This window comes from Acinetobacter lwoffii, from assembly GCF_024129595.1.
Lineage (GTDB): Bacteria > Pseudomonadota > Gammaproteobacteria > Pseudomonadales > Moraxellaceae > Acinetobacter > Acinetobacter lwoffii_O.
In genome coordinates, this window is the sequence record NZ_JAMXXS010000002.1 from 126577 (window position 1) to 150537 (window position 23961).

The following is a 23961-nucleotide window of genomic DNA, read 5'->3' on the forward strand; positions in this document are numbered from 1 at the left end:
TGGTACTGCTTTGACGGACGTCTGGGTGCTAGTGGGTTATAACAAGGCAAAGAAGTAATAAAAGGTTATTCAATGAATTTACATGAGTATCAAGCAAAAGCGCTATTAAAAAAATATGGTATGCCTGTACAGGAAGGGATACTTGCCACCAATGCCGATGAAACGGTGCATGCTTTCGAGCAGTTGGGTGGAAAGTTTGCAGTATTGAAAGCACAGGTGCATGCGGGTGGCCGGGGTAAGGCTGGTGGGGTAAAAGTAGTGAAATCGGCTACTGAGGCTGCTGAATATGCCAACCAGATTATTGGTTCACGCTTGGTGACTTATCAGACTGATGCCAATGGTCAGCCGGTCAATAGCATTTTAGTCTCGGAAGATGTTTATCCGGTTGAACGCGAGCTGTACTTGGGCGCTGTGGTGGATCGCTCGACTCGCCGCATCACTTTTATGGCATCGACTGAGGGCGGTGTTGAAATTGAGAAAGTGGCCGAAGAAACCCCTGAAAAAATTATTAAAGTTGAGGTTGATCCTTTAGTCGGCTTAATGCCATTTCAGGCACGCGAAGTTGCTTTTGCACTTAAACTCAAAGATGGACAAATCAATCAGTTTGTTAAAGTAATGACAGCTGCTTATCAGGCATTTGTAGACAATGATTTTGCTCTTTTTGAAATCAATCCGCTGTCTGTGCGTGAAAATGGCGACATTCTGTGTGTCGATGCCAAAATCGGAATTGATTCGAATGCGCTGTACCGTTTGCCTGAAGTGGCCGCATTACGTGATAAGTCTCAGGAAAATGAACGTGAGCTAAAAGCGTCTGAGTTTGATCTGAACTATGTAGCGTTGGAAGGTAACATTGGTTGTATGGTCAATGGTGCCGGTCTTGCCATGGCAACCATGGATATTATTAAGCTTTATGGCGGTCAACCAGCCAACTTCCTGGATGTTGGTGGTGGTGCGACCAAAGAGCGCGTGATTGAAGCCTTTAAAATTATCTTGGCAGATACTTCTGTGCAGGGTGTATTGATTAATATTTTTGGTGGAATTGTGCGTTGTGACATGATTGCTGAAGCAATTATTGCAGCGGTTCAGGAAGTAAATGTGACCGTTCCTGTGGTTGTTCGCCTCGAAGGCAACAATGCGGAACTGGGTGCAAAATTACTGGATGAATCAGGTTTGAAATTGATTTCTGCACATGGTCTTGCTGACGCTGCAGAAAAAATCGTTGCTGCTGTAAAAGCTTAAAGGGGTATTGATCATGAGCGTATTAGTTAATAAAGACACTAAAGTATTGGTACAGGGCTTTACAGGTAAAAACGGTACATTCCATTCTGAACAGGCTCTGGCCTATGGTACCAAAGTTGTGGGTGGTGTAACCCCAGGTAAAGGTGGTCAAACCCATCTAGAATTGCCTGTATTTAATACCATGCGTGAAGCGGTGAAAGAAACAGGTGCAGATGCTTCGGTGATTTATGTTCCGGCCCCCTTTGTACTGGATTCTATTGTTGAAGCGGTTGATTCTGGCATTGAGTTAATTGTGGTGATCACTGAAGGTGTACCGACCATCGACATGCTTAAAGCCAAGCGTTATCTGGAAACCAATGGTAATGGCACACGTCTCATCGGACCAAACTGTCCGGGTATTATTACGCCAGGTGAATGTAAGATCGGGATCATGCCGGGACATATTCATCAGCCGGGTAAAATCGGGATTATCTCGCGTTCAGGCACATTGACTTATGAGGCTGTGGCGCAAACTACAAAACTCGGTTTAGGTCAGTCGACCTGTATCGGGATTGGTGGTGACCCGATTCCGGGCATGAACCAGATTGACTGCTTGAAACTGTTCCAGGAAGATCCACAAACTGAAGCTATCATTATGATTGGTGAGATTGGCGGTACTGCGGAAGAAGAAGCTGCGGAATATATTCAATCGAATGTGACTAAGCCAGTTGTTGGTTATATTGCGGGTGTGACTGCACCTAAAGGCAAACGTATGGGTCACGCAGGTGCGATTATTTCAGGTGGTAAGGGCACAGCAGAAGAAAAGTTTGCTGCCTTTGAGCGTGCGGGTATGGCGTATACACGTAGTCCAGCCGAACTTGGTTCAACCATGCTGCAAGTATTAAAAGATAAAGGTTTAGTTTGATATTCACATTAGACCTTTAATAAAAAGCTCCCAGATGGGAGCTTTTTTATATCTCAGTCTATTTTTAAGTTTTAGCTTTAAGGCTTTGGGTCATCCCATTAATATCTCCACCCTGAATACCGAGCTCACTCATCAGGCTGTCAATGAGCGGTGCCTGGCTACGATAACGCAGGGCGCTATTCACCACCTGATCTGAAAGAGCAACATTACTATTCTCATGATGGGCATCTGCCTGACAGGCACCGGCATGACCGCCATGTAGGCCATTCACCTGGAGAATCTTGATATCATCAATATTCTCCATTGGCTTGACACTTTCTCTGATAATTTCAGGCAAGTATTTCAGCATGGCCAGACGAATCTGCATTTCGACCTGTTCAGGTGACAGGACGTTATTGGCTTCATTGACCGCACGTGTACCTTCAGCATCCACCTGATACTGTTTCTCCATTGCCTGAGCCAATAGAATTTTCGCATCCGCTTCGCCCTTGGCTTTAAGGCGGACTTTTTCTGCTTCCGCCTCAGCCGCAATCCGCACTGCTTCTGCATCATCTGCTGCCGCTTGTTTGCCAGCTTCAGCGGCAACTGTAATGGCAATTGCATCTTTTTCAGCATGTTCTTTGGCTGCGACCAGCTCAACTGCCTTTTGACGCTCTGCTTGCTGGATTTGACGTACGGTGATGACTTCTTCTTCCGCTTTTACCGCTTGTGCACGCGCCTGATCGGCTTGCGCTTTGGCTTCAGATTCGGCGCGAGATTTTTCTGCAATGGCAATGGCACGATCCTGTTCGGCCAGCTCAATAGTTTTCTTTTGTTCGACTTGGGCTTTTTGAATCAGCTGCGCTTTTTGGATATTCTCATTTTCTACATCACGGGCCGCTAAAATACGCTTGAGGTCGACTTCTCGTTCAGCGGCAATTTGTGCTTCTTCTGCTTCACGTTTTTTGCCGGCTTCCTGAGCGGCAATTTCAGCCAGCTGTTCAGCACGGCGAATGGCAATTTCACGTTCTTGTTGCAGTTTGGCATATTCTTCTTCACGAATAATTTGCAGGCGCGCCTGTTCAGCTTCCAGATTTTTGGTTTTAATCGCCAGATCGGTATCCTGTTCAATATGGTTGCGCTTACGACGACGGTCTTCAATGGTTTCAGTGAGCTTGGTCAGACCTTCAGCATCAAACGCATTTTGCGGATTGAAGTATTTAAATCCGGTCTGATCCAGTCCAGTCAGGGAAACGGTTTCCAATTCCAGACCATTTTTATGTAAATCTTCTGAAACGACTTGCTGAACTTTTTGCACGAAATCGACGCGTTTTTCATGCAGTTCTTCCATGGCCATTTCTGCCGCCACTGCGCGCAGTGAATCAACAAATTTACCTTCCACCAGATTTTTCAGTTCATTCGGTGACATGGTTTTTTGACCAAGGGTTTGTGCTGCGGTGGCAATTGAATCTGCGGTAGGTTTGACCCGCACATAGAATTCAGCCATGACATCCACGCGCATACGGTCACGGGTAATCAGTGCCTGATCATCTGCACGGCGCACTTCAAGACGCAGGGTGTTCATATTGACTTGAATAATTTCATGCAAGACTGGGAGCACGATTGCGCCTCCGCCCAAAATCACCTTTTCACCACCCCAACCGGTACGCACAAAGGAGATTTCTTTACTGGAGCGGCGGTATAGGCGCGCAATGATGAGACCGAAGGTCACCAGTGCTGCAAAAATAATTCCAGAAATAATTAAAATATTATATAAATCAAAAGTTAACATTGTTATAAAGTCTCAGTTTGGTTCTGGCTGAATAAAATTAGAGTGCAGTGGCTTGAAAGCCATTTTTGGTTTTATGGGTCAGTACGACATTCTGACCTTGATTTAAAATTTGATTGGTTTCTGGTTCGACTAAAACATAATGGGTCTGGCCATGCTGATCCCGGACTTTGGCTTGCGCAGGAGAGTTGACTTTGGCATCACCCAGAATAATGATTGCGGTACGCCCAATAAGCTCGTCACTATAAATGGCAGAAGTTTCATCTTGAGGCATAAGCTTGCTGGCAGCCATGGCAAGCCAGCGCACTATCGGCATACACAGAAACAGACAGGCTGGGGAAATTAGCCATACATTGAAGAGCTGGCTGGTCAGGCGTTCAAATATTCCCTGAATCAATAAACCACTTAGGCCATAACTGGTCAGAAAAATGATGAGCCAGATAAATAAAGGCAGACGTCCCAGATATAACCAGTCAAATACTTTGGTGAAAAAGCCGGGATGTTGATCCGGATTAATTTCTGGTTGCAGGGGGTCTTCAGGCAAAAACTGTTCTAACATATTCTGCGAGCCGCCACCGAGCAGCAGTAATATGCATTCCAGTGCAGCAAACATCAGCATCAGACTCAGGCTGATACTAAATACGATATTTGACGGATGAGTAAACAGTTCCCACATTTTTTATCTCTATAATTATGTTTTAGGAAAAGTGTAAGGAAGCCTCTGATGCTATAACGATAGCAGTAATTATTAATTTTGTATGCAAAAAAATAACAAAAAACCTTATAAACAAGGATTGAATATATTATGTATTTAATAATTATTGAACTATTAAAGTTAATAGTAAACTATAAGAAGCTAACTGGATGTTTGAGCAAGTGATGCCATAGCGGCAATAGGAATTCTGAATAGCATGGCATTCTGTGTGTGCTTGCCTGAGAAAGTATAGAGATACATCGACCTGAGTATCTCCAAATTTTTCTGTTCAAGTTTAAAGTAGGGCAGTCTGAATCCGGACTTTCATATCTAGAGTCTGTTGCAGAATATAGTGTTGCATCCATTTGACTTGTTCGCCCATAGGATTGACCTTGACTGCAGTATTCAGGAAGTCGAGATCAGGCTGCTTGAAAAGCTGCTTTTGCAAGGTTTGCTCCAAAATCTGACTGTTGGTTGTCAAAGGTAATGCCACTAGATAGAACGCTTTAGGATAATTATAAAAGGCATATAATAAGTTAAAGGCTTTTTGATCACCTTTGAGGTTGCCAGCACCAATTTCGTAAGCTGCGTTCTGGTTACTATAAGTAACGCCGATTAGAAATTCCCAATGACCTTCTTGCAAACGCAGACCAAACTGTAATCCAATTTGATCCGCGGTCAGCTCGTGTTGCAGATAGATATTTAGAGGCTTGCCATCATCACTGAAGGGTTCTTGCAAGACTAAAATATATTGCTGATGCTGATAAATATAACCAGCAAGCTGGGCCTGTTCCAGACGGGTTTTTACAGTGGTGAGATCAAAAGCGCTATAGGGCATAAACGAAGTATATCAATAGGGAGAATTGAGTCTTACTCTAGTAATTTTTTAACTATTTGAGAACCACTACTTTAGATTATTTTCCTAGGATTTTATTGGCTTAGCGACAGGTTAATATATACCTCTACCACACAATATCCTCGCTTGAATTGTGCAAATCATTGATTCATAAAAACTGATATTCATTATTGATGAATTTTTATATGAGCTTTTGATATATCAATATCATAAAACAAGCAATGGATAGGATAAGTAAATCACTATAATGAATATAAATTTTCAAAAGTGTCATAAGTACACGTTTTTCTAAGCTGGTGTTGTCCATGTCGTTAAATGAGGAAAGACTTACTCATCTCAAACAGCTTGAAGCTGAGAGTATTCATATCATCCGCGAAGTTGCTGCCGAGTTTGAAAATCCGGTCATGCTGTATTCGATTGGTAAAGATTCAGCGGTCATGCTGCATCTTGCGCTAAAAGCGTTCTACCCAGCAAAACTTCCATTTCCATTATTACATGTCGATACAGGCTGGAAGTTTAAAGACATGATCACTTTCCGGGACAACATGGCGAAAACCCATGGTTTCGATTTGATCGTGCATCAGAATAAAGAAGGGGTTGAGGCAGGTATTAACCCGTTCGAACACGGTAGTTCTAAATATACCGACATCATGAAAACTCAGGGCTTAAAACAGGCTCTGGATAAATATGGTTTTGATGCTGCTTTTGGTGGCGCGCGCCGTGATGAAGAAAAATCACGTGCGAAAGAACGTGTTTATTCATTCCGTGATTCGAAACATCGTTGGGATCCGAAAAACCAGCGTCCAGAACTTTGGAATCTTTATAACGGTAAAGTGAATAAAGGCGAAAGTATTCGTGTATTCCCATTATCTAACTGGACTGAGTTGGATATCTGGCAATATATCTATTTAGAAAGTATTCCATTAGTACCACTTTATTTGGCTGCAGAACGTCCTGTGGTTGAACGTAGTGGCACACTTATTATGGTTGATGATGAACGTATGCCTTTAAAAGAAGGTGAAGTTCCACAAATGAAATCGGTACGTTTCCGTACTTTGGGTTGTTATCCATTAACAGGTGCTGTGGAATCTACAGCCAATACCTTGCCGGAAATTATTCAGGAAATGTTGCTGGCAACCAGTTCTGAGCGTCAAGGTCGTATGATTGACCATGATGAAGCAGGCTCGATGGAGAAGAAGAAGCAGGAAGGCTACTTCTAATATCTATAAATCTCCCCCTAACCCCCTCTTTATGAAAGCGGGGGACTCCCAAAATAAAATGGAGGAAAGTCCTCCTTTATCAAAGGAGGACTTAGGTGGATTTAGATTTAACCGATTTCTAAAGAATATGTGGAGCTTTGAGCGATGTCTCATCAATCTGATTTAATCAGCCAAGATATCTTGGGCTATCTGAAACAACATGAAAATAAAGATCTATTGCGTTTCCTGACTTGCGGTAACGTGGACGATGGTAAATCGACGTTGATTGGTCGTCTGCTGTACGATTCAAAATTGATTTATGAAGATCAATTACAGGCCGTGACCCGTGACTCGAAAAAAGTCGGTACGACTGGCGATGCACCTGACTTGGCGCTTCTGGTCGATGGTTTACAAGCAGAGCGTGAGCAAGGCATTACCATTGATGTAGCATATCGTTATTTCTCGACAGAAAAACGTAAATTCATCATCGCGGATACGCCGGGACACGAACAGTACACCCGTAACATGGCAACAGGTGCGTCGACGTGTGATCTTGCGATCATTTTGATTGATGCGCGTTATGGTGTGCAAACCCAGACGCGTCGTCATACCTTTATTGCGAGTTTGCTCGGGATCAAGAACATCATTGTTGCGATTAACAAGATGGACTTGGTGGAATTCTCTGAAACACGTTTCAATGAAATCCAAGCTGAATATGCGGCATTCGTTGCACAATTGGGCGACCGTAAGCCAAGCAATATCATCTTTACCCCTATTTCTGCATTGAATGGCGATAACGTAGTGAACAAGTCAGCCAATACGCCGTGGTACACTGGTGAAACGCTGATGGGTACGCTTGAATCAGTAGAAATTAACCGTAGTTCAGCGAAGCAGGATTTCCGTTTCCCTGTGCAATACGTCAACCGTCCGAACCTCGACTTCCGTGGTTTCTGCGGTACGATCGCACTCGGTGATATCAATGTTGGCGATACTGTAACGGCATTGCCATCAGGTAAGTCGTCTACGGTGAAAGAAATCGTCACTTTTGATGGCAATCTTGAGCATGCCGTTGCAGGTCAGGCAGTGACTTTAACGCTTAACGATGAAATTGATATTTCACGTGGTAACGTATTAATTCGTGCTGATCAAGCGGTTCCAAATATTTCACGTTCAGTTCAAGCGACTGTAGTGTGGATGGCGGATCAACCGCTGGTGATTGGCAAGCTGTACAACATCAAGATTGGTACGCAAACCGTTCCGGCAAAAGTAACGGCGATTCATTACCGTACCAACGTCAACACATTGGAAAAAGTTCAGGTAGATAAGCTTGAGCTGAATGCAATTGCCAATGTAACTGTTGAATTTGATGCACCAGTAGTCTTTGACCGTTATCAAGACAGCCGTTTTACCGGTTCGTTTATTTTCATCGATCGTTTAAATAACGTGACGATTGGTGCGGGTATGGTGGAAGAATCAGTTGAATGGTCTGCACACGATGAGCCTGTCACTGCAGAAGCACGTGCGGCACGTTTGGGTCAAAAACCTGCTGCGGTGACTGTATCTGGTAAAGCTTTGGAAAATGCTCAGGCGCTAGAAAGCTTGCTGATTCAGCAAGGGATCGTTGCTATTGCTAAAGCAGGTTTGAATGCGGAGCAGGTTGCACTGGTTCGTGAAACTGGTGTGGTTGTGATTACCGATGCTGCTGAAGGTACAGACACGACTTTAACCGTAGATACAGTTGAAGAACTTGCTGAGAAGATTGTGGAATTGGTTCGTCTTTAAGACTGGACTGATTTGAAGAAACCCGCTCAAAAGCGGGTTTTTTATTGCCTAAATTTTGATTGCATGAAAATCATTCGATTAGTCAAAATGTGATCTTTCAATTTACTAGTCAATTAATACAATACTCCCTAGATTTGGGGAATATATGAAAAATTAATATTGCTGGCTGGCTTGTGTGTGGCTTTTGGAGCTGAAGCCAAACAGAGCAGCCAAAGCGTTGAAGCAATCAAGCAAAAAATAATCCAGCAGTCGATTGAGAATTATCCGGGAAATTGTCCGTGTCCTTACAATACTGCAAGTAATGGTAGTCGTTGTGGTAAGCGTAGTGCTTATAATCGTGCAGGCGGATATGCGCCGCTGTGTTATCCGGAAGATGTGAGTGATCGAATAGTAAAGGAATATAAAGGGCGTAGTTAATTAAAGGCTCCGTATTTAGATAGTGAGCTAAAAGAAATATTTTTGTTAGATTTGGCTTCACATGGGTAATTATTCATAAGAATCATTGAGGACTAAGGCCAGAATTGCTTTCATTTCAGTTAAACTTTTCACGCCTGCAATCCTTTTAATAATTTCTCCATTTCTAAAAATAAGCGTAGAAGGCAAACCATAGGCATTATAGCGCAAGGTTAAAATCGGAGACTGATCCACATTGATCTTGCCAAATTTAACTTCAGGATTTACCTCAGCATAGTATGTCGCCAGTTCGGCAAAGATCGGAAAATTCTGAACACAGGGCTTGCACCAGTCTGCATAAAAGCGAATCACGGCAAAACCTTCAAACCACTCAAAATCACTGTAATTGTTTTCGTTATATTCGATCACTTGGGTCATAGTTGGCCTATTATCAATTTCCTGAATAGTCCCCCGATTATACATAAGTCCGATGTAGCTTCATTCCTCATGCTAACTATGTTCAAATAAGTCCAAGATATATGAAATGCATAGATTAGGGAAAGAAATCATGTCGCAACAAACCATGCAGCAAGTCATTATTACAGAACCAGGTGGTGTCGATAAACTCGCTTATGAAACGGTGACTTTACCTGAACCTAAAGCAGATGAAGTTCTGGTGAAAGTTCATGCCTTTGGTATTAACCGTCCAGATATCCTGCAGCGTCAAGGCTTATATCCGATGCCGAAAGGGGTAACGCCAGTTCCTGGCTTGGAAGTGGCAGGTGAGGTGGTTGCGATTGGTAGTGATGTAAGTCAGTTTAAAGTTGGTGATCAAGTCTGTGGTTTGACCAATGGTGGCGGTTATGCTGAATATTGCGTCATACCTGAAAGCCAGACCTTGAATATTCCTGAAGGCGTAAGTTTTGTACAGGCAGCGGCCATTCCTGAAACTTTCTTTACTGTATGGGCGAACGTGTTCCAGATGGGTAAGGCCAAAGCAGGGGAAACTGTACTGGTACATGGTGGAACGAGCGGGATTGGTACGACTGCTTTAATGTTATGTAAATCACTCGGAATCAAAACTTTTGCAACTGTCGGTTCAGATGAAAAAGTTGCGGCTATTTCTGATTTAACCACGGCTATTAATTATAAAACTCAGGACTTTGAGCAAGTTATTAATGAAGCCACTGACAATGGTGGTGTCGATGTCATTTTAGATATGGTCGGTGCACCATATTTAGAGCGTAATTTGAATTTGTTGCGCCGTGATGGACGTCTGGTCTATATCGCTTTCTTGGGTGGTGCCAAGGCCAAAGAAGTCAAACTGGGTCAAATCATGATGAAACGTCTGACCATTACCGGTTCGACCATGCGTGCACGCAGCACGGCTGAAAAAGCGGAAATTGCACAAGGCCTGAAAGAGCAGATTGCACCATTGTGGGCAAAAGGCGAATGTCTCCCGATGATCTATAAAACGTTTAAGTTCGATCAGATTCAGGATGCCCATGCCACAATGGATACTGGAGAGCATGTGGGTAAAGTTGTAGTTGAAATTATTTAATACGAGATAAGTGATTCAAAAAAAGCCAGTAATTTTACTGGCTTTTTTTAATTTTAAGTAAAATATTATTACAAATAAATATATAAAATCTTGAATAAAAATTAAAAAATGTTAACTGTTCGACACAACCTGTCAATTATGACACGTAAATTGCATGTATAGATAATTCCGACCAAATGGTTAAACATTCACATGAATGTGAGAGGGAAAATAAGATGAAAATTATTTCAACAGCATACAGTTCAAAACATAGTTTAAAAGCATTACGACGTATTCATAAAATGATTATTCGCGGAACTATCAGCTGGGCAGAGTTACATAAAATGTATCGGGCGATGCTGCATCTGGAGCGTTATATAGAAAGATTAACAATACAAAATCGTCATTCAAGCAAGAAAGCATCCAGAAAATCCAAATAAGATCTTGTATTTTTAGGGTGAATAAAGGATCAAAATCTGATGCAAAAAAATATCTTAGACTTTGTCCTAATATTATTCACTGATCGGCATTCAGTATAATCATTCAACATCTAGCGATAAATAAGTACATGAGAATGTATTAAGTGGGGATTTATGAAGCGCCCAGCTTCAACACATGAGCGTCTTGCAGAGCGTTTAGCCAGAATTTTGACCAAATTAAACGTCGGATATCAACTCCGGGCTGCAGAGCTAGCTGCAGAATTTCAAGTCAGCACCCGTACCATTGAGCGTGATTTTGATCGTCTAGGCTCTTACTTACCCTTACTTCAAGATGAACAGAAACGATATTATCTGGAACCCTCTTATTTAGGGCGCTTTAAATTGCAGGATATCCAGACCTTTGCCCAGCTTTCGGGGATCAGTGAGCTGTATCCGGCGCTGGATATGTCTTTTATGCGTGAATTGCTGGATGAGCGGGCAAATCAGGTATTTTCGGCAAAAGGCTATTATTTTGAAGATGCCAAACAGTTTGCCGAACATTTCAAGTTGCTTGCAAGCGCAATCTATAAACGTCAGCAGGTTGAGTTGCAATATTCAGATCAATTGCGAATCATTAAGCCTTATCGCTTGATTCACCATCATGGTATCTGGTATCTGGTGGGCGTAGATCAGGACAAGTTGCGCACTTATCGCTTAAGTCAGGTGCAACAGCTCAAGCTGGTTTCTAAGGCGGAGAGCTTTGCGCATGATCCTGAAATACTGAAAATGCTGGCAGATGAAGACAGCATCTGGTTTGGGCAGCAAAAGCAGCAAGTCTTAATCAGGGTACAACCTGGAGTCGCGGTCTTTTTTAAAGAGCGCCGTTTATTTCCAGAACAGCAGATCGAGCAGGAAACTGGGACTGGAGAGTTAGTGATTAGTTGCCAGATTCGTCATGAAATGCAGTTGCTACCTTTGGTGCGTTACTGGTTGCCTTATGTGAAAATTATTGAGCCGATTCATTTCCAGCAAAAACTGGAACAGGATTTGCAGGGATATTTACGTTCTGCTGGATGATATTGAGAACGTAGAGCAGGGTAGCTTAATTAATGATCATGCTTTAAATGGAAATTTAATTTACTTATTTTTTTGATTTACTAAATTACAGGCATAAAAAAACCAGCTTTCGCTGGGTTCTTTATTTGCACCATCTTTCTGTAGTAGAAGAATGGTGCCCGAGGCCAGACTCGAACTGGCACGCTTTGTGGGCGGGGGATTTTAAATCCCCTGTGTCTACCGATTTCACCACTCGGGCTTTAACAAGATGGAGGCGGAGGTCGGAATCGAACCGGCGTCCACGGAGTTGCAGTCCGCTGCATGACCACTCTGCCACCCCGCCGCGTCTTGTTGATGCGTATATTAGCAAGCTCAGAAAAAAAAACAATAGTGTATTCATCTGTATGCGCATAAAAACATCATCTGGCGGAAAATATTTAAATTATTCATGTAGAATGTGCAAAATTGATTCATATCAACACTTGGGAGAAGTGCCGTGGCATTAGTTCTAGACGGTCGTGCATTGGCGAAGCAAATTGAAGCTGACTTGTTTACTCGCGTAGAAGCGCTGAAAGCAAAATCAGGTCGTACTCCAATTCTTGCGACGATTTTGGTAGGTGACGATGGTGCATCTGCAACTTATGTTCGCATGAAAGGCAATGCCTGCCGCCGTGTTGGTATGGATTCACTCAAAGTGGAACTTCCTAAAGAAACCACAACTGAAGAATTATTGGCTGAAATTGAAAAATTAAATGCAAATCCTGATGTGCACGGTATTCTGCTTCAGCACCCGGTTCCTGCGCAAATTGATGAGCGTGCCTGTTTCGATGCAATCTCGCTTGAAAAAGACGTAGATGGTGTCACTTGCCTGGGCTATGGTCGTATGGCAATGGGTGAGGCAGCCTATGGTTCAGCGACGCCTGCGGGTATTATGACTATCCTGAAAGAAAACAACATTGAAATCGCTGGTAAACATGCGGTAGTTGTAGGTCGTTCTGCAATTTTGGGTAAACCAATGGCTGCGATGCTGCTAGAAGCGAATGCAACCGTAACCATTTGCCATTCACGTACTCAAGATCTTGCAAGCTTTGTTAAGCAAGCAGATATCATTGTCGGTGCGGTAGGTAAAGCAGAATTAATTCAAAAAGACTGGATCAAACAAGGTGCAGTGGTTGTTGATGCTGGTTTCCATCCACGTGATGGCGGTGGTGTTGGTGATATCCAACTTGTTGGCATTGAAGAAATTGCTTCTGCTTACACACCAGTTCCGGGTGGTGTAGGTCCAATGACGATTACCACTTTAATCCGTCAAACGGTTGAAGCTGCTGAGAAAGCGCTAGGTTAATAAACAGGCCTCTCCCTGACCCTCTCCTGAAAGGAGAGGGGGAAGTTCATTGTGAAAATAATGGATGCTCCTTCTCCCTATGGGAGAAGGCTGGGATGAGGGTAATATCTAAAATATAAGAGTTCTTCTGACACATATAACGAATAAAAATCCAATGAGCTGTACTTTCCAATTTCCTAAAGCCCCTGAGCATTTACTCCAAGCCTTGCACCAAGTCATTCCGAATTGTGAATTAATGGCACAGCAACTGCCAGAAACACCGATTTCACTTTGGCTAATTCCACCCGTATTTCCAACTGATAAACTTGATGATGAAGTGATTCGTCGCATTTGGAATGATACACCATACTGGATCTTTTGTTGGGCCTCAGGCTTGGCGATGGCGCAGTGGCTATTGGCAGAGCCGCATCATGTTAAAGACAAAGTAGTTTTGGATTTTGGGGCGGGATCGGGCGTAGTTGCCATTGCGGCGAAAATGGCAGGTGCAAAACGTGTGATCTGCTGTGATATCGATCAAGTTAGTCTAGATGCCTGTCGTGCCAATGCAGAGCTAAATGATGTCGAGCTTGAATATCTGGATGACCTATATAAGGCAGAGAAGGTGGATATTTTATTAGCCGCAGATGTGCTCTATGATCAATGTAACCGTTTCTTCCTGGATGAGTTTTTAAAATTTGCACCTGAGGTGTGGGTTGCAGACAGTCGGGTAAAAAACTTTAGTCATCCTCAGTATGAAAAACTGGATGAGCGTAGTGCAACGACCTGGCCGGATTTGGATGAATCGCCCGAATTTCGTAATGTCAGTTTCTATAAAACACGTTAAATTTAAAAAATTAAAAAGGGCACTAGGCCCTTTTTGATTGTCTTACTCTGATTAAGTAACTAAGTGTCAGATATTAAGAACAGGTATAACGAATAACCCGCATGGTCGTAGGGCGGGCTTCTAAAGCTTCGCGTGCACCCGGGTTCTCGCTATTATGTAAATCAGGCGTATTGCTCAAGCTGATTTGCGTGCGGCTATTACCCAGTTGGCGGCCATAGTTTTCCTGTTCCGCAGTTGGATTGGAAATTTCATTGGTGCTTAAAATCTGGATGTTGTAAGTTTTGGAATTTCCTAATACGTGTCTGCAAGCGGCTTGCAAGCGATTTTCATCCTGGCTTGGTCGTCCTGAGAGGGTGTAGCTCAAGGTTGCTGTATTGCCTGAACGTTCCAGAATTTCATAGCCACTTTGTCCATTGAATTGATGGGGTGTGGTCTGGCATGCGCTCAGTACAAAACTGCTTGCAGCCACAGCCAAAATTACTGTTGTTCTTTTCATATTTATAGTTCCTGAAGTCTTGGCTTAAGTATGCCATATTTTGCTTAAACTGCTGCTCTGGTCAATTGTGATCAATTGTTTAAACAGCCAATAAAAAAGGCCGCTTACGCGACCTTTTTTAATTAAATCAGCAATTAAGCAGATTTAACCGCAGCAATAAGTTCTGCTTGACGAGTTTTTAACGCTTCCGGTAAACGCTCACCTAGCTTGTCGAACAATTCAGTATGGCTTTCAAGTTCTTTGATCCATTGATCTTTATCTTGAGAAGTTACTAGGTCAAATTGTTCTTTAGTGAAGTCAGAACCAGTCCAGTTCAACTGTTCATAAGTAGGAACTAGGCCAATTGGTGTTTCAACAGCCTCAGCACGACCTTCACAACGGTCAATGATCCACTCAAGAACACGCATGTTTTGACCGAAACCAGGCCATACGAAGTTGCCTTCAGCATCACGACGGAACCAGTTCACGTTGTAGATACCTGGAAGTTTGTTGCCAGCAGCGGCAGCTTTCGCGCCCACTTGCTCGCCCATTTCTAACCAGTGCGTGAAGTAATCCGCCATGTTGTAGCCAGCGAATGGCAGCATCGCGAACGGGTCACGACGAACGATACCTTGTTGGCCAACAGCAGCAGCAGTGGTTTCAGATCCCATAGTCGCAGCTTTGTAAACACCGTCAACCCAGTCAAATGCTTCTGAAATTAGAGGCACTGTGTCTGCACGACGACCACCGAAGATGAACGCAGAAATTGGCACGCCAGCTGGATTTTCCCAGTCAGCGTCAATAGAAGGGCATTGACCAGCTGCAACTGTGAAACGAGCATTTGGATGCGCTGCTTTTTCTTCGCCAGTGTGTGGTTGACCTTTCCAGTTAGTCAGGTTGGCAGGCGCTTCTTTAGTCAGACCTTCCCACCATACTTCACCGTTGTCAGTCACAGCGACGTTTGTATAAATCACGTCTTTGTGCATGGTTGCCATACAGTTCGGGTTGGTCTTGGTGTTGGTACCAGGCGCTACACCGAAGAAGCCAGCTTCAGGGTTGATTGCATATAAGCGACCGTCTTCACCTGGTTTGATCCAAGCAATATCGTCACCTACAGTTTCAATCTTCCAGCCTTCATAGCCTGCTGGTGGAATCAACATAGCGAAGTTTGTTTTACCACATGCAGATGGGAATGCAGCTGCGATGTAGTGTTTTTCGCCTTGTGGATTGGTCACGCCAAGGATCAGCATGTGTTCAGCTAACCAGCCTTGTTGACGACCCATAAATGATGCAATACGTAATGCCAGGCATTTTTTACCCAACAATGCGTTACCGCCATAACCAGAACCATAAGACCAGATCTCACGAGTTTCTGGGTAATGCACGATGTATTTTTCTTTGTTGCAAGGCCATGCAACATCTTTTTCGCCGTTCGCAAGCGGAGCACCTACAGTGTGTACGCAAGGAACGTATTCACCGTCAGTACCAAGAACGTCATAAACAGCTTTACCCATGCGAGCCATTTTAGACATGCTTACTGCAACGTAAGCAGAGTCAGTTAACTCGATACCGATATGAGCGATATGAGAACCCAATGGACCCATTGAGAATGGAACCACATAAAGTGTACGACCTGCCATTGAACCGTCAAATAAACCGTTCAATTTTTCGCGCATGACAGCAGGTGCTTCCCAGTTGTTGGTCGCGCCAGCATCGTCTTTGTTTTCAGAACAGATGTAAGTACGATCTTCAACACGTGCTACGTCAGACGGATCAGAATTTGCAAGATAAGAACCAGGATGAGTTTCTTGATTCAGCGCTTGCATTGTGCCGTTAGCGATCATCAAGTCGATATAACGTTGATACTCTTCTGCGCTACCGTCACACCATTCAATTTTTGCTGGTTTTGTTAATTTAGCAATCTCTTCCACCCAAGCAATAAGCTTAGGGTGACGAACGAATTCTGGTGCGTTCACTTGGGTCATGGTGAGGCCTATCTCAAATGTGTACAAATTAGATGTACAAAGTACAATCCGAGCAATAAAAAATATCGCCCAGATGAAGTATGAAAAAAAGTGGCTGTATTAAAGCATAAAATGATAAAAAAAATAAGACCAAAGAAGTGCTAGATTTCTTTTGGAATATAATGCTATTTTATTTATAAATATAAGTAAAACAACAAGATAAAACTAAACATTTGAATTATTAAGGCTATTTATATAAGTGATGAGTGGTATTTATTTTAAAAATTGATATTAAAATCATTATCTTAGTTTTATAAGATCTCTAATATTCATTATTGATTAAATAAATGGTTGCCATTTGAATTTTACATAAAGCCACTGTTAATTGTCTATGAATTGGACAAAATGCCAATAGGCTTCAATGAAATTGCGCGAAAAATGTCTAATCAATCTAAACCCTTATCGCTGATTTTTAATCATAAAGCTGGTTTTCGCATACAGGGGCCAGAAGGCATTTATGAGCAGCTGATCGATATATTTTCAGCACAGGGTTATCAAACTAAAGCTTATGAAATCAATGATTCACAGCAGTTTGATAAAATTATGACTGAAGTGCTTGAACAGCATTTGGCATCTAGCGAGTCAGGAATTATCGTTGCGGCAGGTGGAGATGGCACTTTAAATACAGTCGCCAAACATGTGTTGAATACGCAAATTCCTGTCGGTATTTTGCCTTTAGGGACTTTTAATTATGTAGCCAGATTATTGGGGATTCCGCTGGATTTGCTTGAAGCGGCAAAAGTGATTGCGACAGGGCAGCCTCAACGTATGAATGTTGCCCGGATCAATCAGGAAATTTATCTGAATAATGCCAGTCTGGGTCTATATCCTTTATTTATTAAAAAACGTGAAGACTATAATCGTATTTTTGGTCGCTTACCGCTACATGCCTATACTTCTGCACTGGATGTTTTGATTCGCGATCGTAAAGAATTAAAACTAAAAATCTGGGTGGATCAAAAGAAATATCCGGTGAAAACACCACTGATCTTTTTTGGCAATAATCCCTTGCAACTAGCAGATATGAAAATGCGCATTGCAGAAGCGGCTGAAAAAGGCAAAGTGGCGGGAGTGGTTGTTTCTAAAAGTGATAAGCTTACTTTATTTAAGCTTGTGTATCAGCTGATTCGTGGCAAGATTGACCAGGCATCGGATGTTTATAGTTTTGCAGCCGATCAAGTTCGAATCGAATCCCGAGCCAAGAAACTGATGGTAGCGATTGATGGGGAAATTGTGGAAATGGCCCCGCCACTCAATATTTCTGTATTAAAAGATAGCCTAAACGTAATGGTGCCACATGATCCTGCATCTGTCTGATCTGCATTTTGGAACAGAGAAGCCGGAGTGTTTAGAAGCGATTCGGCATTTCTGTCAGACCCATCCACTTGAAGCCGTCGTCATCAGTGGTGACCTGACTCAGCGCGCACGTTTGGGTCAATTCTTTGCCTGCAAAAAATTTTTAGATCAGCTCAATACGCCTTATATGGTGATCCCGGGGAATCATGATATTCCGCTCTATCATTTGTGGAATCGGCTTTTCAATCCATTTACCCGTTACCAGATTTTTTTTGGTGAATTGGAGCCAATATTTGAAACTGAAAATTTTTATCTGATTGGGGTGAATTCGATCCGACGTCGATATCATACCAAAGGGCATTTATCCCTTGAGCAGATTCAGCGTATTGATTTGCAACTGGCTCAGGCGCCTGCGTCCAAATTAAAAATCATTGTCAGCCATCAACCTTTTTATGTGCCTTTTCAAAATAAGCGCGGTTTCAAGGACAGCCCATTGATGGCCAAAATTGCTTTAGAGGCCTGGGCAGAGCATGGTCTGTTTGCGGTGTTACATGGGCATCTGCATCAACCGGCGATTTATGATTTGAATCAGATGTTCGGATTGGGGATGGATCATCCTGTATATGATGTACATGCAGGGACTTCTGCGTCAAATCGTCTACATAAAGATGAACCGAACAGCTTTAATCTGATTGATGCCACAGGAAAAATTTCTCAATATTTATTCGATGAAGTGGCACAAGCCTTTATGTTGAAGGCTGATCTGCCGAATAAATAGACGAAAACCTATGATTCGTTAAAAAAAACCAATTTTTTTTCATTTTTGCCCTTGAAGCGTTTTATTCCATCTCCATAAAAGTGACATCAAAAATTTTTGATGATGACCCATGGAATAATTAAGTCGTCATCAGTGACCTAAAAAAGACTTAGTCTGATGGAGTTATTTATGAGCAACATTCGTCCATTACATGACCGCGTTGTTATTCGTCGTGTTGAAGAAGAAACTAAAACAGCTGGGGGCATTTTACTTCCAGGTTCGGCTGCTGAAAAACCTGCTCAAGGTGAAATCATTGCAGTTGGTAATGGTCAAATCACTGACAATGGCGTACGCGCGTTAGACGTAAAAGTTGGCGACAAAGTATTGTTCGGTACTTATGCAGGCACTACTGTAAAAGTAAACGGCGAAGAGCTTTTAATCATGAAAGAATCTGACATTTTAGCGGTATTAGAAGCTTAATCTGCGCTAAAAAAGTTTTATTCATTCCAAATCAGATTTTGTAAAGATACAACAATATTCGGAGTCAAATATGTCAGCTAAAGACGTAAAATTTGGTGATTCAGCTCGTTCAAAAATGATTGCTGGTGTAAACACCCTTGCAGATGCAGTAAAGGTTACTTTGGGTCCTAAGGGCCGTAACGTTGTTATCGACCGTTCTTTTGGTGCACCGCACATCACTAAAGATGGTGTCACTGTTGCCAAAGAAATTACGCTGAAAGACAAGTTCGAGAACATGGGTGCTCAACTGGTTCGTGAAGTTTCTTCAAAAACCAATGACATCGCAGGTGATGGTACAACGACTGCAACTGTATTGGCACAAGCAATTTTGAATGAAGGCATCAAGTCAGTAACAGCGGGTATGAACCCAATGGACTTGAAACGCGGTATCGATATTGCGGTACGTTCTGTAGTTGAAAACATCAAGGCAACTGCAAAACCAGCATCAGACTCTAAAGCGATTGAACAAGTAGGTTCGATCTCTGCTAACTCTGATACGACTGTAGGTCAGCTGATTGCGCAAGCAATGGAAAAAGTGGGCAAAGAAGGCGTGATCACGGTTGAAGAAGGTTCAGGCTTCGAAGATTCGCTTGACGTAGTTGAAGGCATGCAGTTCGACCGCGGTTATATTTCTCCGTACTTCGCGAACAAGCAAGATACTTTAACAGCTGAACTTGAAAATCCATTCATTCTTCTTGTTGATAAGAAAATCAGCAATATTCGTGAATTGATTACAGTACTTGAAGCTGTTGCTAAAACTGGCAAACCGCTTTTAATCATTTCTGAAGATGTTGAAGGCGAAGCGCTTGCGACGCTTGTTGTCAACAACATGCGCGGTATTATCAAAGTATGTGCGGTGAAAGCACCTGGTTTTGGTGATCGTCGTAAAGCTATGCTTCAAGACATCGCGATCTTGACTGGCGGTACTGTGATTTCTGAAGAAATCGGCATGCAGCTGGATCAAACGACGCTTGATCACTTGGGTACAGCACATAAAGTAACTGTGTCTAAAGAAAATACTGTGATTGTAGATGGTGCGGGTAACGCTGGCCAAATCTCTGATCGTGTACAGCAAATCCGTGCACAGATCGAAGAATCTACTTCAGAATACGACAAAGAAAAACTTCAAGAGCGTGTAGCGAAACTTGCTGGCGGTGTTGCTGTCATCAAAATCGGTGCTGCAACTGAAGTTGCAATGAAAGAGAAGAAAGACCGTGTAGACGATGCGCTTCATGCGACTCGCGCTGCGGTTGAAGAAGGTGTTGTTGCGGGTGGTGGTGTTGCACTCGTACGTGCTGCATCTGCACTTGAAGGCGTAACAGGCGCGAATGATGACCAAAACGTAGGTATCAACATTCTTCGCCGTGCGATCGAAGCACCACTTCGTCAAATCGTATCTAACGCAGGTGATGAGCCTTCTGTAGTGATCAACGCTGTGAAGAATGGCGAAGGTAACTTCGGTTATAACGCTGCAACTGGCGAATATGGCGATATGCTGGAAATGGGTATTCTTGACCCTGCTAAAGTAACGCGTTCTGCACTTGAGCACGCAGCTTCTGTTGCTGGCTTGATGCTGACCACTGAATGCATGATCACTGAAATCCCAGAAGACAAACCTGCAATGCCTGATATGGGCGGCATGGGTGGTATGGGCGGCATGATGTAATTCATCATCCGAGCATTTCATAAAAAATCCCCGCAATAGCGGGGATTTTTTTATGTTGTTTACAAAATTATGATGCGGACTTTTTAACTAATTTATAATTTAAATTACTGTCAATTTTTTTACCTGATTTCATCTCGCGTGCTTCAATAAAATTTTCACCAACAAAGAATTTACGGTTTTCAGCTTTGTTATCTAATGTGATGATTGAAGGATCTTGAGGGTCAAAACTGAAACTGCCTTTAGTTTCGGTCTCATTATTTCCAGCTTTACCTAAATATTCCTCATTTAGCTCATAGGTTTTATCCGGATTGAGATCTAGCTCGACCTTAATCCCTTCACAGTCAGCACAAGGAAAAACACCTTCATATTCACCTGCCCAATCTAGTGAGGTTTCTGCGCTATCAGCACGGTTCATACTGGTATCCGCGTTATTTTGCTCCATCATGGCTGGGCTGGATTGAGCATTATTATTCATCGGCTCATTATCATTGGGCTTTGAACAGGCGGTTAAGGCTCCTGCAATAACGACTGCTAGCGCAGCAGTAAGCGTTAATTTTTTCATTGTTTTGACCCTATTAAATTATTTGTTATGAATTACATTAAAAGTAGTCAGTACAGATAAATAGGGCAATCTTGTTAAAGTTTGATTCATTAGGTGAATCAGGCCAGAGTTATTGATAAGTGAGCAGGATTTAAGAATTTTTAGCCAAGTTTAAAGTCACTTTATGCTGTTTCGTTAACCAATTCTGAACGCTATGATTAGAAAATAATGATAATGCGGAGGGGATAATGAAATTAGAACAAGAAAATAATCTGATTGCAAAAATTTATGATGCTGCTGTATTGCCATCTTTATGGCTGGACGTGATCAAAGATATCGTGAGCTATACTAAGAGTAAGAGTGCAATTTTTACCGGTCTGGATCAGCTTAATCCAGGCTATGATTTTGTCTATACGCACAATATCCCGAATGAAAGTCTGGCTGCTTATCAAGAGGAGCGTATCAAAGTGATTGATATGAAACTGCATATGCCCTTATGGAATGCGATCGAGATGGGCGATGCTTTAAGTCATAACTGTCAGCACTATGCAGAACAGCCGGGTACGGATCACTATGTGTTCTATGAGAAGTGTTTAAAGCCTGGCGGTGTATCTTATCTGGCGGGCGTATTGCTGGATCGGGGAAATTATCGTTGGGCAGTACTGGGTATTCATCGTGCACCTGAAGTACAGCCTTTTGAACAGCCTGAGCTGGATTTTTTAAGACGTATCAGTATTCATTTACGCCGGGCTTTGCAAATTCACCGGCAAATCAACTTGATTCAGCAAGATAATTTAAGCTTGTATACTGTATTGGATAGTTTAAAAACCGGAATTGTACTGCTCGATCAAAACCTGTGTTTAAGTTATTCCAATCCTGTTGCGCAAAAGATGCTTGATCAAAGTTCATGTCTGGATCTGGATATACATAACCGTCTAAAAACCAATTATGCTCAGCAGATACGTTTTGATCAGCTATTAGAAAGTGCTTTGCTGGAAGATACGACCATTCAGACTGAAGTGGGTGGAGTCCTGGCGTTGAGTGATGGGGCAGGCTCACAATTCATGCTGACGGTGGTGCCATTTAAAAAATTAAGAAATATGCAACATTTACAGTCTGCTCAGCATCAGATTGCCTTATTTATGACAGATAAAAACCAGCATTATTCCCTGTCAAGAGCTTACCTACAACAGTGTTACCAGCTTTCCAAACGAGAGTTTGATTTATGCGAGTTGTTAATTAATGGTTATAAAATAGAAGATATTGCAGAACAGTGTGGCATTACGTTGAGTTCGGTACGGACGTATTTTAAAAATATTTATGAAAAAACCCAATGTTGTTCGCAAATCGAACTGATGCATTTATTGATGGGCTGTACCATTCAATTTGAACATATTGATTAAACCGGCCTGAATTTCATATTCAAGCCGGTTTATATGGGTTATTTAACACGTTGTAAAGTTACAGGATCTTCACCTTGCGGATGTAAGATAAGATTGTTGTTAGATATATTGATGCTTGCAATTGTCTTGCTGCCATTTGAACTATCTTGTAATCCACCACACTCGTTGGTATCGAATAATACCTCGGTTGTGGTGAGAGTATTTGCTGACAATGTATATTTGCCATATTCAATCCCTGGCCAACCACAATCATCTCCGCCTTCAGTGTCTAGGAAGAAATAATAGTTATTATCAAAGAAAGCAAATAGGTGCGTTTCATTGAGTCGCCACGTGCCGACGAGACTATTAGACTGCTTAACCCGATTTAAACGGTATTCAGTACTAACGCCTGGTTCAGTAAGAATTAATTGAGTTCCATTATAGTTTAAAGAATAAGGTTTATTCTCGGCAGGATGTGAAAGTCCCCATTCACCATTGGTGTCATGCAGGATTTCCGGTTCAATCACGGTTGTTGTTGCATTCCATTTTAAGCGGCCCATTTCAATGCCTGCTTGACCACTCTCATCTTTTGCTTCTGCTTCACCTAGTGCATAGCGTCCATCTTCCAGAATGTGAATCAACACAGCAGTGTTATCGGTACGGTTAATCTCCCACGTACCGGCAATATCTTTATAGAAGGTCGTTTGGAAGTGTGCTTTAGCGTCCTCTTCATTCACTAACTTTCCTTCAGGAATTACTGTTTTGACAATGGCTTCATTTTTAAAGTCATTATAAGGTTGGTCAAAATTAATACTCTGGTTTTTTAAGGCATCTGTAGTGGCCGTACTAATTTGAAGTTTGTCATCTTTATCATCTCCATCTAAGGATTGTAAAAATACCAGTAAGTTAAGGCGAGCATTTTCAGTCTCAGCTAAATCCAAAGGGGTAACACGTTCTTTGGCTTCAATTTCATCACCGAGTTGAACATCACCAATATAAAATTTAACCGTTTCTCCTTCATTGAAGTTAAATTCACCATCGTCATTGGTAAAACCTGTAGCACCACTACTTGTGACATAGCGTACTCCAGAAATCACAGCATCCGTCAGCACCCCTGTCTGGGTTCCAATATTACTTGCAGGAGGTGTACTTGAGTTATCATCCGAACCGCCGCAGGCACTAAGTAACCCCGCTAAAGCAAGGCAAAGTAAAGTTTTTTTCATTAGAATCTTCCTGAAATTTATAATGTGGATTCAGTATAAAAAGACCCCCATATTTGCCAT

At 42.4% G+C, this 23961-nt stretch carries 23 protein-coding genes and 2 tRNA genes; 15 read left to right on the forward strand and 10 right to left on the reverse strand.

The window, feature by feature from the left end:
• Positions 1-72 precede the first annotated feature (72 nt).
• Together sucC and sucD are read left to right on the forward strand one after the other, a co-directional pair.
• Complete coding sequence (gene sucC, locus NI466_RS02060; RefSeq protein WP_005104641.1) at positions 73-1239, forward strand: ADP-forming succinate--CoA ligase subunit beta; 1167 nt, start codon at positions 73-75, stop codon at positions 1237-1239.
• A gap of 13 nt (positions 1240-1252) precedes the next feature.
• Positions 1253-2143, forward strand: a complete 891-nt coding sequence (gene sucD, locus NI466_RS02065) for a succinate--CoA ligase subunit alpha (protein WP_004646291.1) — start codon at positions 1253-1255, stop codon at positions 2141-2143.
• A gap of 64 nt (positions 2144-2207) precedes the next feature.
• On the opposite strand, the gene NI466_RS02070 is transcribed toward sucD, so the two are convergent.
• From NI466_RS02070 to NI466_RS02080, 3 genes are all read right to left on the reverse strand, one after another.
• Entirely contained in the window at positions 2208-3914 is a 1707-nt protein-coding gene (locus NI466_RS02070; RefSeq protein WP_253148026.1) for a flotillin family protein, read from the reverse strand.
• A 37-nt stretch (positions 3915-3951) separates the two neighbouring features.
• On the reverse strand, positions 3952-4587 hold the full coding sequence (locus tag NI466_RS02075) for a YqiJ family protein (RefSeq protein ID WP_005096292.1): 636 nt from the start codon (positions 4585-4587) through the stop codon (positions 3952-3954).
• A 313-nt stretch (positions 4588-4900) separates the two neighbouring features.
• On the reverse strand, positions 4901-5443 hold the full coding sequence (locus NI466_RS02080; RefSeq protein ID WP_253172534.1) for a hypothetical protein: 543 nt from the start codon (positions 5441-5443) through the stop codon (positions 4901-4903).
• Positions 5444-5766: 323 nt separating this feature from the next.
• Here NI466_RS02080 and cysD point away from each other — a divergent pair, with 323 nt between their 5' ends.
• The 3 genes from cysD (at position 5767) to NI466_RS02095 (ending at position 8859) form a co-directional block, all read left to right on the forward strand.
• Entirely contained in the window at positions 5767-6681 is a 915-nt protein-coding gene (gene cysD, locus NI466_RS02085; protein WP_253172535.1) for a sulfate adenylyltransferase subunit CysD, read from the forward strand.
• A 144-nt stretch (positions 6682-6825) separates the two neighbouring features.
• On the forward strand, positions 6826-8442 hold the full coding sequence (gene cysN, locus NI466_RS02090) for a sulfate adenylyltransferase subunit CysN (RefSeq protein ID WP_213687016.1): 1617 nt from the start codon (positions 6826-6828) through the stop codon (positions 8440-8442).
• Positions 8443-8583: 141 nt separating this feature from the next.
• Positions 8584-8859 carry a hypothetical protein gene (locus NI466_RS02095; RefSeq protein WP_253172583.1) on the forward strand — a complete coding sequence of 92 codons (276 nt, stop codon included), beginning with the start codon at positions 8584-8586 and terminating at the stop codon, positions 8857-8859.
• Positions 8860-8928: 69 nt separating this feature from the next.
• Here NI466_RS02095 and NI466_RS02100 read toward each other — a convergent pair whose 3' ends face one another.
• On the reverse strand, positions 8929-9273 hold the full coding sequence (locus NI466_RS02100; RefSeq protein WP_005107508.1) for a thioredoxin family protein: 345 nt from the start codon (positions 9271-9273) through the stop codon (positions 8929-8931).
• Positions 9274-9403: 130 nt separating this feature from the next.
• On the opposite strand from NI466_RS02100, the gene NI466_RS02105 reads away from it, so the two are divergent.
• The 3 genes from NI466_RS02105 to NI466_RS02115 all read left to right on the forward strand — a co-directional run bounded on the left by NI466_RS02105 (position 9404) and on the right by NI466_RS02115 (position 11871).
• A complete protein-coding gene (locus NI466_RS02105; protein ID WP_004646306.1) occupies positions 9404-10396 on the forward strand; it encodes an NAD(P)H-quinone oxidoreductase in 993 nt (330 codons plus the stop codon).
• Between the two features lie 215 nt (positions 10397-10611).
• Positions 10612-10815: a hypothetical protein gene (locus NI466_RS02110; RefSeq protein WP_253172536.1), complete on the forward strand. Its 204-nt coding sequence runs from the start codon at positions 10612-10614 to the stop codon at positions 10813-10815.
• 153 nt (positions 10816-10968) lie between these two features.
• A complete protein-coding gene (locus NI466_RS02115; protein WP_253172537.1) occupies positions 10969-11871 on the forward strand; it encodes a helix-turn-helix transcriptional regulator in 903 nt (300 codons plus the stop codon).
• A gap of 152 nt (positions 11872-12023) precedes the next feature.
• Here NI466_RS02115 and NI466_RS02120 read toward each other — a convergent pair.
• Positions 12024-12109: transfer RNA gene (locus NI466_RS02120), tRNA-Leu, on the reverse strand.
• Positions 12110-12119: 10 nt separating this feature from the next.
• Positions 12120-12193: transfer RNA gene (locus tag NI466_RS02125), tRNA-Cys, on the reverse strand.
• Between the two features lie 153 nt (positions 12194-12346).
• Between NI466_RS02125 and folD the strand changes: the two genes are divergently transcribed.
• A complete protein-coding gene (folD, locus tag NI466_RS02130; RefSeq protein WP_004646309.1) occupies positions 12347-13195 on the forward strand; it encodes a bifunctional methylenetetrahydrofolate dehydrogenase/methenyltetrahydrofolate cyclohydrolase FolD in 849 nt (282 codons plus the stop codon).
• A gap of 154 nt (positions 13196-13349) precedes the next feature.
• Entirely contained in the window at positions 13350-14018 is a 669-nt protein-coding gene (locus tag NI466_RS02135) for a class I SAM-dependent methyltransferase (protein ID WP_253172538.1), read from the forward strand.
• 73 nt (positions 14019-14091) lie between these two features.
• Here the strand turns inward: NI466_RS02135 and NI466_RS02140 are convergent, their stop codons facing one another.
• Together NI466_RS02140 and NI466_RS02145 are read right to left on the reverse strand one after the other, a co-directional pair.
• Entirely contained in the window at positions 14092-14514 is a 423-nt protein-coding gene (locus tag NI466_RS02140; RefSeq protein ID WP_005262346.1) for a hypothetical protein, read from the reverse strand.
• 134 nt (positions 14515-14648) lie between these two features.
• Positions 14649-16478 carry a phosphoenolpyruvate carboxykinase (GTP) gene (locus NI466_RS02145; RefSeq protein ID WP_253172539.1) on the reverse strand — a complete coding sequence of 610 codons (1830 nt, stop codon included), beginning with the start codon at positions 16476-16478 and terminating at the stop codon, positions 14649-14651.
• A gap of 417 nt (positions 16479-16895) precedes the next feature.
• Here NI466_RS02145 and NI466_RS02150 point away from each other — a divergent pair, with 417 nt between their 5' ends.
• The 4 genes from NI466_RS02150 to groL all read left to right on the forward strand — a co-directional run bounded on the left by NI466_RS02150 (position 16896) and on the right by groL (position 20755).
• Positions 16896-17834, forward strand: coding sequence for a diacylglycerol/lipid kinase family protein (locus NI466_RS02150; protein ID WP_034606170.1), 939 nt, complete (start codon positions 16896-16898; stop codon positions 17832-17834).
• Entirely contained in the window at positions 17815-18591 is a 777-nt protein-coding gene (locus NI466_RS02155) for a metallophosphoesterase family protein (RefSeq protein WP_005246941.1), read from the forward strand. Before NI466_RS02150 ends, NI466_RS02155 begins: the two co-directional genes overlap by 20 nt.
• Before the next feature lie 168 nt (positions 18592-18759).
• Positions 18760-19050, forward strand: coding sequence for a co-chaperone GroES (locus NI466_RS02160; RefSeq protein WP_004646315.1), 291 nt, complete (start codon positions 18760-18762; stop codon positions 19048-19050).
• A gap of 70 nt (positions 19051-19120) precedes the next feature.
• The gene (gene groL / locus NI466_RS02165) at positions 19121-20755 is read left to right on the forward strand and encodes a chaperonin GroEL (RefSeq protein ID WP_253172540.1); all 1635 of its coding nucleotides are present in this window, start codon (positions 19121-19123) and stop codon (positions 20753-20755) included.
• A gap of 67 nt (positions 20756-20822) precedes the next feature.
• Here the strand turns inward: groL and NI466_RS02170 are convergent, their stop codons facing one another.
• Positions 20823-21317, reverse strand: a complete 495-nt coding sequence (locus tag NI466_RS02170) for a copper resistance protein NlpE (RefSeq protein ID WP_005262338.1) — start codon at positions 21315-21317, stop codon at positions 20823-20825.
• Positions 21318-21544: 227 nt separating this feature from the next.
• Between NI466_RS02170 and NI466_RS02175 the strand changes: the two genes are divergently transcribed.
• Positions 21545-22699 (forward strand): LuxR C-terminal-related transcriptional regulator, encoded by a 1155-nt coding sequence (locus NI466_RS02175; protein ID WP_253172541.1) that lies wholly within the window; start codon positions 21545-21547, stop codon positions 22697-22699.
• A gap of 38 nt (positions 22700-22737) precedes the next feature.
• Here the strand turns inward: NI466_RS02175 and NI466_RS02180 are convergent, their stop codons facing one another.
• The gene (locus NI466_RS02180; protein WP_253172542.1) at positions 22738-23901 is read right to left on the reverse strand and encodes a hypothetical protein; all 1164 of its coding nucleotides are present in this window, start codon (positions 23899-23901) and stop codon (positions 22738-22740) included.
• Positions 23902-23961: the final 60 nt, after the last annotated feature.